Source organism: Streptomyces marispadix, from assembly GCF_022524345.1.
In the GTDB taxonomy this organism is placed as follows: Bacteria; Actinomycetota; Actinomycetes; order Streptomycetales; family Streptomycetaceae; genus Streptomyces; species Streptomyces marispadix.
Map to the genome: position 1 here is coordinate 2,499,567 of NZ_JAKWJU010000002.1, position 12,673 is coordinate 2,512,239.

The following is a 12,673-nucleotide window of genomic DNA, read 5'->3' on the forward strand; positions in this document are numbered from 1 at the left end:
TCAGCGGCCTCCCTGCTCGGGCGTGTGCTCTGGCACGTGCTCGGGCGCGTAGAGCCGGTCGCACAGCCGCAGCACCTTCTTCAGCGCGCCGGGCTCGGTCATCACCTGTGCGTGTGTCTCCGTGTCGACGTCGATGACCGCGAAGTCGTCGATGGCGTCGGCCCATTCACGCCAGTAAGCGGTGCCGTCCACCGCCGGGAGACCGGGGTCGGGGTAGAGGACCATGTACTCCTCGAAGGGGCCGAAGAACTTCCCGCCGGAGTTGCGCACGTAGTGGCAGCGAACGTCCTCGCGCCGGGGCAGCGGGTGCACTTCGTGCCGTTCTCCGTGCACGGCCTCGAAGTAGCGGGCCAACTGCCCGACCCGGAAACGCAGTTGTGCGGGCGTCTTGCGGATGCCGCGGGCGACTGCGGCTTCGACGAGGGAGTCGAGGAAGGCGCCGGGGTCGAGTGAGGTGTCGACCTCGTCGCGGTGCAGGACCGTCGACGCGCCGTCCTGGGCGTCGAGGCTGTTGTTGCCCAGCATCAGATTGACCGCGCGGAAGGCGCTGACCTTCGCCACCACGTCGGCGTCCCGACTGCCGCCCGTCATCAGGGAGTTGGCCCGATTGGTCGAGGACGCGTCGAGGGTGTCAAGCATCACCAGGGTGTCCACTTCCGTCCCCTGGAGCTGTAGTTGCCGTACGACCTCGTAGGCGAAGAGCCCGCCGAGCGAGAAGCCGCCGATGTCGTACGGGCCTTCCGGCTGTACGGCGCGGATGATGTCGACGTAGTAGGCGGCCATGGCCTCCTGGCCGGTGAGGATGTCCTCGGAGCCCGTCCAGCCCCGTGGCTGGATGCCGTAGAAGGGGCGCGCGCAGCGTTCGGCCACGGGTGCGTAGGACTCGACGCCGCCGTTGCCGTGGTGGACCCAGAAGACCGGGCGGCCTTCCCTTACGGCGTTCATGGGGATCAGCTCGGGGAACTCCTCGGGAGCCTTCGCAACCGGGCGGACCATGGGAACGGGCTCTGAGGCGGGACGAGTTGACGCCCCGTGGCCCGCTTCACGTACGGATACGGCTGCCGGGCCGTCTGCCGCGGGCGGCGGGCTTACGGTGCGTTCAATCTCGTCGATGAAGTCGCGCAGGGTCTCGCAGCCCGCGATGACGTCGAGCGTGAGCGTCGGGTCGAACTCCTTGCGTGCCTTGCCGAGGAACTGGGTGAGGAAGATCGAGTCGAGTCCGTACTCGCGCAGCGGCACGTCCGCTCGCAGCGACGCCGCGTCGATCTCCAGCAGGTCGGTCATGAGGGCGGTGACGCGCCGGGCTATGCCGGAGGCGGGGGCCTGCTCCTCGTTCGTCGCGTCCAACTTGCGCTGCCGGTACGGCCGTTCGGCCTGACCCGGGTGTTCGGGCCGCTCCGGTCCTTCGGCCCCGTCCGGCTGGTCGGGCAGCAACCGGGCGCGCATCCGGTCGTGGTCGCCCTCCAGCACCACTACGGATGTAAGGCCGCAAGCCCATGCCCGGTACAGCGCGTCGAGCCCGGTGTCCGCCCGCATCAGCCGCATGCCCACGTCCTGGAGCAGGGCCTCGGTGGCCTCGCCGCCGCGCATGCCGCCCTTCTCCCACAGCGGCCAGTTCACCGACAGGGTGCGGCCATGGCGCTCGCCGCGTGCGCGGAGCGCTTCGCGGTGGTGGGCGTAGCCGTCCATGAAGGCGTTGGCGGCGGCATAGTCGGCCTGGCCGACGTTGCCGAAGGCGGCCATCGACGAGAAGGCGATGAGGAAGTCCAACTCCACGCCGGCCGCGGCCTCGTCGAGGTTGTGCAGCCCGGCGACCTTCGCGGCGAGCACCTGCCGCAGCTCGTCGGCGCTCTTACGAGCGATGAAGCCGTCACGCAGCACACCGGCCGCATGGACGATGCCGTGCAGGGCGCCGTGCTCATCGACGACGTCCTGGACGGCGGCGGCGACCGACGAAGCATCGGAGACGTCGAGGACGCGGTATTCCGCCTCGGCGCCCAGGGTGCGCAACTTCCCTGCCAGCTCCCGCTGTTCGGGACCGGCCGCGCTGCGGCCGCAGAGGATCAGCGTCGGCCGCTGCACGCGCCGGGCGACGTCCTCGGCGAAGAGCGCCGCGAGCCCGCCCGATCCGCCGGTGAACAGATATACGCCGCCGTCACGCCAGGGAACGCTGGGCGCGGGCGGGGGCGTCTCACGCCAGCGCGAGACCCTGCGGCGTCCGCCGCCGTGACGTACGGCGACCTCGGCGGGGTCGGCGCCGTCACGGCGCAGCAAAGCGGCCAGTTCGTCCGCGGAGATGCCGTCGTCGGCTTCGATCCACTGGACGAGGAGCTTGGGGTGCTCCTGACGTGCGGTGCGCAGCATGCCGCTCAGGCCGCCGAGCCACGGTGCGCCGGAGGGCGTCACGATCTGGACGAGGCGGCGCGGGGTCCTGCCACGGGCCTCTTCCTGGATGAGTTCCAGCAGGCGCCGGGCGTAGTCGGTGTAGCGGGCGGCGATGCCGCCTTCGGCCTGCCAGCCGTCGCATTCGGCGTCCAGAGAACGGGACAGGGCGTCCGCGTCCACGCCGGGCAACTCACAGAGCACGACGCGGCGTTCGGCTGAGGCGCCCGCTGCCGCGTCCGCCGTTCCGGACACCTCGGAGGCTCCGGCGGCTCCGGCGGCCTCCACCGCTTCGGCATCGGTCCAGGCGGGCTCGATCATCAGCACCGGGCTCGTGAGCGCGGGACGTGCCTGATGTGTCCGCGGCAGCGCGCGTGGCTCGTTCCCGGGGACGGTACGGGTGCTGAACCCCCGTATGCGGACGCAGACCCGGCCGGACGTATCGCACAGGTCGATGTCGAAGCTGCGTACCGTCCCGCCGGGCCTGTCGCCGTCGGAGGCACGCGCCACCGCCCAGCCCTCGGCAGGGGTGGCCGCATGGATCCGAACCTCGCGCACGGCGAACGGCAGCGCAGCGACGCCCGCCTCCGACGAGCCGGTCGGGTCAGGTGAGGCGGACGGGTCGGATGCGCCGGTCCCCTCGCCCTGTTCGGCGAGGAGCACTCCGAGACTGGTCTGGAGCGCGGCGTCCAGCATGCTCGGGTTCAACGTCTGTGCTCCCGCGGCCACTTCGGGCAGCACCAGCCGCGACAGCGCCGTACCCGCGCCATGGTGAAGGGTCTCGACGGCACGAAGGGCGGGACCGTAGGCGAGGCCCATGCTTTCGAACCGGTCGTAGCACTCCTCGCCGTCGAGTCGATGAGGGCAACTCGCTTGCAGGGCCGGGATGTCGAGCGCGGCCGGTACGCCGGGTTCCGTCACGTCGACGGCATCGGCGGTGTCGGCCGTCATGGCCGTGACGGTGCCTCGTGCGAACACCTCGCGCTGGGGGCCGTCGCCCGCGTGCACCTCGTATGTCCCGTCGGCCGGGTCGACGGTCACGCCCACGCTGCGCGGCGAGGTCACCTGGAGCTGCCGCAGCCATGTGACGTCCCGCAGGAGTAGCGGGGTCACGGGCTCGGCGGGTGCGCCCCGGCCGGAGTCCGCCGACTGGAGGGACCCGGCCGGGTCGGCGTTGCGGGAGAACGCCTCGCGCACCAGCTCCAGATACGCGGCGCCGGGCAGCGTGGGCACGCCCAGCACGCGGTGGTCGCGCAGGAAGTACTCGTCGCCGCTCAATACGCGGGTGTGTCCCGGGGTTTGCTGCTCGCTGCCCTCGACGGTGCGTACGGGCTTCTCCGAGTCACGTCCGGACTTCTCCAGGACGCGTCCGGACTTCTCCGGCTGCGCCCCGTCGGCGATCCAGTAACGCTGGAGGCGGAACGGATAGGCAGGCAGCGGGATGCGCCGCGGCGGGCGTTCGCCCCACAACTGCCGCCAGTCGAACTCGGCACCGGCGACCCAGAGTTTGAGCAGCCGGTCCAGCTTGCCCTTGGCCATCCAGTGGCCGATCGCAGCCGTGATGTCCTCGTCGTCCACGAGGTCGTTCCATATGCTCCGCCGGTCGGCGCGTCCGGTCCGTACGCCCTGTGGACGGTCGCCGTCGAGGAACTGCCGTAGCTGGGTGCGCAGTTGGGCCACGGATTCCGTCACGAAGGCCAGGCGTTCGTCCATCGCGACGCGGCCGACCTGAAGGGTGTAGGAGATGCGCGGCAGTTCGGCCTCCGTGGGGGCTTCCCTGTCGAGCCAGTCGATGAGTTGCCGCACGCGTGCGCGGAGCGTCTCGGGCTCACGCCCGGAGAGGAGTATGGCGAGGGGTCGGGTGTCGTGGGGGAATTCCGTGGCGGTCGCGGCCGGGGGCACGTATTCCTCCAGCACCACATGGGCGTTGGCACCGCCGAAACCAAAGGAACTCACCCCCGCCCGCCGCGGCAACTCCCGCCCCTCGGAGTCCTTCACGGCATTCCACGGCTCCCGTTCACGCACCAGCCGGAACGGACTGCCCTCCAACTTCACATAAGGGTTCACCGTCTCGCAGTGCAGACTCTCCACCAGCGTCCGATGCCGCATCTGCAACAGCACCTTCACCACACCCGCGACACCGGACGCCAACTCCAAATGCCCGATGTTCGTCTTCACCGAACCCAGACCGACATGAGCCCCCGAAGCCCCCGAAACCCGCTCGGAGTCCTCAACTCCCCAGTCGGCATACAACTTCGAGAACGCCGCACGCAGCCCGTTCACCTCGACCGGATCACCCAACCCCGTCCCCGTGCCATGCGCCTCCACATAACCCACCGACCGCGGATCGACACCCGCACGCTCCCACGCAGCCACCACCAGATCCGCCTGAGCACGAGGATTAGGCGCCGTCAGAGAATTCGCACGACCCCCATGATTCACCGCCGACGAACGCACCACCCCATACACATGATCACCATCACGCACCGCCGCCGACAAACGCTTCAACACCAAAATCCCCACCCCCTCACCACGCCCATAACCATCCGCTTCCACAGAGAACGTCTTGCACCGGCCGTCCACACTCAACATCCCAGCCCGGGAGAAGCTGATGTGACCGTCGGGAACGACGATGGTGTTCACTCCGCCGACAACGGCGGTCTCGCATTCCTCGCGGGCAATCGCCGTGACTCCGCGGTGAATTGCGACCAGCGAACTCGAACAGGCCGTCTCCACGGGCTCGCTGGGGCCGTGCACGTCGAGGAAGAAACTCATCCGGTTCGGGCCGAGCGAGGGGACGCCCCCGGTGGGGGAGACGCTGTCGGACTTTCCGCAGCGTTCGGCGAGCGTGCTGTAGCCGGTGTCGTTGGTGCCGACGAACAGCGCCAGATCGCTGCCCGCGAGGCTGTCCGCCGAGTGGCCGGCGTCCTCCAGCGCCTTCCAGACGTAGAGCATCAGCAGCCGCTGCTGAGGGTCCATGTGCAGGGCCTCCTTCGGCGCGATGCCGAAGAACAGGGGGTCGAAGTCGGCCACCCCGTCGATGAATCCGCCCCACTTCACGTCCGTACGGTCCGGCCCCTGGACGGGGTCGCCGTAGTACTCGCGCCAGTCCCAGCGGTCACGGGGCACCTCGCGGATGCAGTCACGGCCCTCACGCAGGTTCTCCCAGAATCCGTCGATGTCGTCGGCGCCCGGGAAGCGTCCGCTCATGCCGATGACGGCGACGGCGTCGTCGGGGAGGGCCCCCTCGCCGGTGGCGGAGGCCGGTTCCGTGGCGGAGAGGGGCGTAGCGCCGCTGGTGTCTTCCTGCGGCGCGGCCGGGGACGCGGGGGTGTCCTCGTCGCCGGTGGTGCCTTCGGTACCGGTAATGCCTGTGGCACCGGTGGCCAGGAAGCGTCCCGACGGCGGAAGCAGCGACCGGGACTCCGGCCCGGCCCCGGACGGCACCGCCGCCGGATCGGCGACGTCCGCGGGCCGGGCCGGAGGTTCTGTGGGGGCAGCCGCTTGTGATGCGGCGGGCTGCCCGGTGTCCGCGCCGAGCAGGCGGACGGCGAGCGAGGGGCCGTGCTCGTCGGCGAGATGGGCGCTGAAGGCCCGCAGGTTCGGATGCTCGAAGAGGACCGTGGGGGCGAGCGACAGCCCCAGTTCGTCGTTCACGAGATTGACGAGCTGACTCATCACGATCGAGTCCAGTCCGTACTCGTTGAGTTCGACGTCGACGTCCAGGTCGTCCGGGCTGACCTTGAGCAGTTCGCTGACGGCACGCGTCACGACGTCGCACACGCGCTCGCGCAGCGCCTCGTCGCGGGCGGCCTGCCGCGACGCTACTCCCCGGCCATGCGGCGAGAGATGCTCCTGCGGTCCCGGCTGTCCCCCATGTCCCTGGCCCGGCTGTCCCTGGCCCACCTGTGCCCGGCCCGCCTGTGCCTGGCCGCGCTGCCCCTGGGGCGGCTGCCCTTTCGGTGACTGCGCCTGCCGCTGCTGCCAGGCGCGTACCAGCCGCAGCGCCTCCTCCTGGCCGACCTGCCCTGTACGGATGAGCTCGTGCAGCTCGGTAAGTGACGTGGCGTGTGTGGCGTGACTGGTCATATGAGGCTCCGCTGGAATTCGTCAGCGCTCAGGGCGCCCTCGCCGATGGCGTGGATGAGGTGCAACAACTGGGCGTCCGCGTCGGCCTCTTCGGGCTGCCGCGGCGTTACGGCCTCCAGGGCCGTGGAGGTGGAGGTGCTGTCACCGGCCGTACGGACCTGGAAGCCCCGCAGCCGCACGCAGACTTCGCCGTCGTCGTCGCAGAGGTCGACGTCCAGGCGGCGTGTGCCCCCTGGACGGCCGTTCCCGGGACGGCCGCCGTCATGGTCCTCCGGAGCGAAACGGGCCACGGCCCACCCCGACTCGGGGGTCGCACGGAGGACTTCGAGCCCGTCGAGGGCGAACGGCAGCGCGGTGGAAGAGCCCCCGGCGGCGAAGAGTCCCGCCGTCGACTGAAGCGCCGCGTCGAGCAGGCTCGGGTGCAGCACGAACCCGGACCTGGCGGACGCGGCCGGGGAGAGCCGCAGCCGGGCGACGGCCTGCCGTGCACCGCAGCCGAGGCTCTCGATCACTCGCAGCGTGGGCCCGTACTCCAGGCCCGCGTCTGCGAAGCGGGCGTAACAGGTCTCCGCGTCGAGGACCGGCCCGTCGCACTCGGCTCGCAGCGCCGCCACATCCAGGCGCTCGCCGCGGTCCGCGGCGGCACGGCGCCGCAGCCGTCCGGTGGCGTGTACGACGCGTTCGCCGCCCTGGGTGCCCGGCGCCTCCGTGTAGACCTCGAACGCGGGCTCGCCGTCCGGCCGCACCGAGACGGCCGTGTGTGCGTCCACGGCCCTTGCGACCGTCAGCGGCCGGGACCAGACGACCTGGCTCAGCGCCCAGTCATCCTCGTCGCCCCCGGCCGCCAGTACGGCCGCGGCGCGCGCCATCTCCAGCAGCGCCGCCCCGGGCAGGACGGGGTCGCCCTGCACGCGGTGGTCGGCGACGTAGAACTCGCGGCCGGTGAAGTGCGAGGTGTAGCGCTGCTCTTGGAGATCGGAGGTGTTCTCGTGGACCAGCGGGTGCAGTCCGCGCGAGACGTGCGGGCCGTGTGCGGGGTTCGTCATGTCGAGCCAGTAGCGCCTCAGTCGGAAGGGGTACGTCGGCATGGAGATCCGCCGCGGGCGCTCTTCGCCCCACAGCAGGTTCCAGTCGCACTTCGCGCCCGCCGTCCACGCCTGGAGCACGGGGGTCCAGCTCTGTGCGTCCGTACGTCCCGCGGTTGCGAAGCGGTCGGTGAGTCGGGCCGGTGCGCCCGGAGCCTCGCCGTCCCGGGGGACGCGGCCGGTGAACACCGCCTGGGACGGCCGGTCTTCGAGCCATGCCTCCAACGCCGTCCGCAGCTCGTCGAGCGTCCCGGCGACGACTGCCAGCCGCTCCGCCATGGCCGTACGTCCCGTCTGGGAGGTGTACGACAGCGCGGGGAGGTCTGCCTCGCGGTGGTCGCCGCGGCGCAGCACCTCGACCCAGCGGGCGGCCAAGTCCCGTAGTACGTCCGGACGATGAGCGGAGAGGAGTATGGCGAGGGGTCGGGTGTCGTGGGGGAATTCGGTCGCGGTCCCGGCCGGGGGCACGTATTCCTCCAGCACCACATGGGCGTTGGCACCGCCGAAACCAAAGGAACTCACCCCCGCCCGCCGCGGCAACTCCCGCCCCTCGGAGTCCTTCACGGCATTCCACGGCTCCCGTTCACGCACCAGCCGGAACGGACTGCCCTCCAACTTCACATAAGGGTTCACCGTCTCGCAGTGCAGACTCTCCACCAGCGTCCGATGCCGCATCTGCAACAGCACCTTCACCACACCCGCGACACCGGACGCCAACTCCAAATGCCCGATGTTCGTCTTCACCGAACCCAGACCGATATGAGCCCCCGAAGCCCCCGAAACCCGCTCGGAGTCCTCAACTCCCCAGTCGGCATACAACTTCGAGAACGCCGCACGCAGCCCGTTCACCTCGACCGGATCACCCAGACCCGTCCCCGTGCCATGCGCCTCCACATAACCCACCGACCGCGGATCGACACCCGCACGCTCCCACGCAGCCACCACCAGATCCGCCTGAGCACGAGGATTAGGCGCCGTCAGAGAATTCGCACGACCCCCATGATTCACCGCCGACGAACGCACCACCCCATACACATGATCACCATCACGCACCGCCGCCGACAAACGCTTCAACACCAAAATCCCCACCCCCTCACCACGCCCATAACCATCCGCTTCCACAGAGAACGTCTTGCACCGGCCGTCCACACTCAACATCCCAGCCCGGGAAATGCTGATGTGACCGTCGATGCTGACCATCGTGTTGACGCCGCCGGCGATGGCCATTTCGGACTGGCCATCGCGAATTGCCTGAAGGGCGCGGTGAATTGCGACCAGCGAACTCGAACAGGCGGTGTCCACCGGTTCGCTGGGGCCGTGCAGATCGAGGAAGTGGCTCATCCGGTTCGGGCCCATGCACGGCGCGGCCCCGGTCGCGTCGTATCCCTCGATCACCGGTGAATAGCGGCTGACCATGCTGCCGTAGCCGGTGTTCGTCGTACCGACGAAGAGGGCGGTGGACGTACCGGCGAGGCTGTCGGGCGCGTAGCCCGCGTCCTCCAGTGCCTTCCAGGTGTGGAGCATCAGCAGCCGCTGCTGCGGGTCCATCAACTCCGCTTCCTTGGGCGAGATGTCGAAGAAGAGCGGGTCGAAGTCGCCCACGCCGTCCATGAATCCGCCGGACTTCACATTGGTCGTGTTGGGTTCCTTGACGGGGTCGCCGTAGTACTCGCGCCAGTCCCAGCGGTCGCGGGGCACCTCGCGGATGCAGTCACGGCCCTCACGCAGGTTCTCCCAGAACTCGTCGATGTCGTCGGCCATGGGGAAGCGGGCGCTGATGCCGATGACGGCGATCGGTTCGTCCTGGGGGCCGCTCTGCGGTTGCGCGGCGGGGCGTACGGCCCCGGCAACAGGCATGGGCGGGGCGGGAGCCGGAGCCTCTGCGGGAGCCGGAGCCTCTGCGGGGGCGGAGACCTCCACGGGAGCGGGCTGCGCCACCGCCCGGACGGCCGCTGCGGGCGCCGGTTCGGGAGCCGGTTCGGGGGCCGGAAGCGACAGGCCCGTGAGGCGGTCGGCGTGCCGGTCGAGGAGATATCCGGCCACTGCCTCCAGCGTCGGGTGCTCGAAGAAGAGCGTCGGGTCGAGCATCAGCGAGAACTCGGCGTTGACCGCCGCGGCCAGTTCCGCCAACGACAGGGAGTCCACGCCGTACTTGCTCATCTCGGCCGTGCCGCTGATCTTCTCCGCCGGGACCTTGAGGATCGTCGACGTCATCTCGCGCAGACGCTTCACGAGCGCACGGCGCAGGGCGTCGTCGTCCTCCTCCGCCGCCGGTGCCGGAGTGAGCGCGGGCCCGGGTTCGGGCGCCGGGGCGGGTCCCGGAGCCGGGGCCGTTGCCGGTGCCGGGGCGAAGCGGTCCGCGTACTCCTCCAGCAGATGTCCCGCGACGCCGTCGAGCGTCGAGTGCTCGAAGAGCAGCGTGGGTACGAGCGACAGCCCGTACTCGGCATTGAGCAGTGCGACGAACTCCGTCAGCGAGATCGAGTCGAAGCCGTACTCGCTCAGCTCCACACCGCCCTCGATCTCCTCCGCGGGTACGTCGAGCAACCCCGAGAGATGCGCCGCGAGTTCGGCGACCAGCCCCGTGTGTGACATGACTTCGCTCCGTTCGTCGTTCGCGGCGCTCGCGTCCTCGCCGGACGCCGAGGCCCTCTCGTCGTCGGCCCGGTGTCCCGTTGCGGCCTCGTCCTCGGCCTCGGGCGCGGTGAACAGCACCGACTCGATGCGCTCGCGGTCGCCGAAGGCGGTCAGCGCATGCGGCAGGTCGCTCGCGTACAGGTGCTCCAGCGCCTCGAACCCCTGCTGCGCGCGCAGCGGGAGCATCCCGGAGGCGGCGTGGATGCGGCGTTCGGTGGCGGCGTCGACGTGCATGCCGCCGTCGGCCCAGAGGGGCCAGCCGATCGACAGCGAACGGCCGTGGCGCTCGCCGCGTCGCGCCAGTTCGCGGCGGTGCAGGGCGAAGGCGTCCAGGAAGCCGTTGGCCGCGGCGTAGTCGGCCTGGCCCGGGTTGCCGAGCACCGACATCGAGGAGAAGGCGAGGAAGAAGTCCAACTCCACGTCGGCGGTGGCCTCGTCGAGGTTCACCAGCCCGGCGACCTTGGGCGTGAAGACCTCACGCAGATGCTCCGTGCTCTTGCGGGCCACGAACCCGTCACGCAGCACTCCCGCGCTGTGGACGACGCCGTCGAGCCTTCCGTGCTCCGCCAGGGTCGCGGCCACGAGCCGGGAGACGTCGTCGCGCCGTCCCACGTCCATGCTGTGGTAGGCGGCAGCCGAGGCGCCCGACTCCCGCAGCTCGTCGAGGAGTCGACGCTGCGCCGTGCGCTCCGGGGAACGGCCGCACAGTACGAGTACGGCCCCCGGCGCGGTGCGGGCGATGCGGAGGGCGAAGAGTGCTCCGAGGCCGCCGGCTCCTCCGGTGACGACGTAGACGCCGCCCGGCTTCCACGGCGCGCCGCTCCCGTCCGGGCGGAGGCCCTGCCACCGGTGCACGAGACGCTCGCCGCCGGTGCGGCGTACGGCCGTCTCGCCGGGGCTCGCGGCCTCCTCCGCGAGGTGTGCGCACAGCGTCGCGGCGTCCCTCGCGTCGGTCTCCACCAACTGGGCCGCCAGGCCGGGGTGTTCGGCACACGCGGTGCGCAGCATGCCGCCGAGGCCCGAGAGGAGCCTGCCCTCGCCGTCTGCGGGTACGGCCACTTGAAGCAGCACGCGCTCCTCGCGGACGGCGGGCAGAAGCTCCTGGATCTTTGAGAGCAGGGCCTCGGCCTGGCGCGTGTACCGCGCGGCCGTATCCCGTCGGCCTTCTTCGCCGGGCAGTGCCGTGCAGGGTGTGCCGGAGCGCCTGGCCGCCTCCGCCGCATCGACGGGCATAGCGCCGGCCAGCAGTATCTCCCGGCGGTGCGGCGGCAGTTGGGTGGTGCGCACGGGCTCAGCGGTGTGCCACACGGGGCGGGCGAAGACGAGGGAGTGGCCGGGGTCGGCCGTCACCACGTCGGCCGTCGCGGAGGCCGTCGAGGCGCCCGTCTTCGCGGCGCCAGTCTTCGCGGCGTCCCCCTTCGCAGCGCCCGTCTTCGCCGAGTCGGCCGTCGCGGAGTCGGTCCTCCCGGCTGGAACGCCGGTACGGGCAGCGGTCGCCGCAGCTCCCGCCGACTCCCCTGCGCCGCCCGGGAGTTCACGGGTGCTGAAGCCGAGCAGACGTACGCACACCCTCCCCTCGTCGTCGCAGATCTCGACGTCCATCCGCCGGACCGGGCCCCCGGCGTCACCAGCCCCGGGACGGGCCACCGCCCAGCCGCTCTCCGGGCTCGCGGCGAGGATCTCCACCTGCTCCACCGCGAAGGGCAGCGCGGCCTTCAGCCCGTCGGACTCCCCGTCCAGGGCCAGGCCCACGGTCGCCTGCAACGCCGCGTCCAGCAGCGACGGATGGAGGGTCCACGTCCGGCCGTCCCGCGCTTCCACCGGGAGGCGCAGCCGTCCGACGGCGAGCCTTCGGCCCACGTACAGCCGCTCCAGGCCGCGCATGGCGCTTCCGTACGTCATGCCGGTGCCGCCGAGCAGTTCGTAGCACTCACGGTGGTCCAGTACGCGCACGTCGCAGCGGGCCCGCAGCGCACCGAGGTCGAGCCGTGCGGCGGCCTCCCGCGGGCACTGCTCGATCCGGCCACGGCCGTGCACCAGGCGCCGGCCTCCGCCGGTCGCCGCGGCGATCTCGTAGCCGAATGTGCCGTCCGCCGCCTGCGGTTCGAGGACCGTCTCCACGGAGAGGGGTTCGGTGACCCGTGCGGGGCGGGACCATACGACGTTGCGCAGCCGCACCCCGCCGGACGTGAGGCCCTGGGCGGCGGCCGCCGCGTAGGCGAGTTCCAGGTAGGCGACGCCCGGCAGTACGGGGACGCCGCCGACCCGGTGGTCGTCGAGGAAGAACTCCTCCCCGCTGAGCGTCACATCAGGCCCGAAGCCCGACGGCCCGGAGGGGTCTGACGATCCGACGGGGCCCGACTGCTCAGGCGGCGCCGACTGCCCTACGGCTGCGCGCTGTTCGTCCGCGAACGTGTCGCCAGGCAGGGGCCCGGTCCAGTAGCGCTCGCCGCCGAAGGGGTAGCCGGGCAGGGATACGA

Annotated in this window: 2 protein-coding genes (1 of these 2 running past the window's edge); both read right to left on the minus strand. The window is 70.9% G+C overall.

Annotated elements, in window-relative coordinates:
* Positions 1-6,471, minus strand: coding sequence for an SDR family NAD(P)-dependent oxidoreductase (locus tag MMA15_RS10580; protein ID WP_241058853.1), 6,471 nt, complete (start codon positions 6,469-6,471; stop codon positions 1-3).
* Positions 6,468-12,673 carry the 3' end of an SDR family NAD(P)-dependent oxidoreductase gene (locus MMA15_RS10585; protein ID WP_241058854.1) on the minus strand. It continues 19,312 nt past the right edge of the window, so the window shows 6,206 of its 25,518 coding nt (coding positions 19,313-25,518); its start codon lies off the right edge, out of view; its stop codon occupies positions 6,468-6,470. The genes MMA15_RS10580 and MMA15_RS10585 overlap by 4 nt, the downstream gene beginning before the upstream one ends.

Coding starts and splice junctions, on each gene's coding strand:
- MMA15_RS10580 (WP_241058853.1), bottom strand. CDS start 6,471: ATGACCAGTCACGCCACACACGCCACGTCACTTACCGAGCTGCACGAG.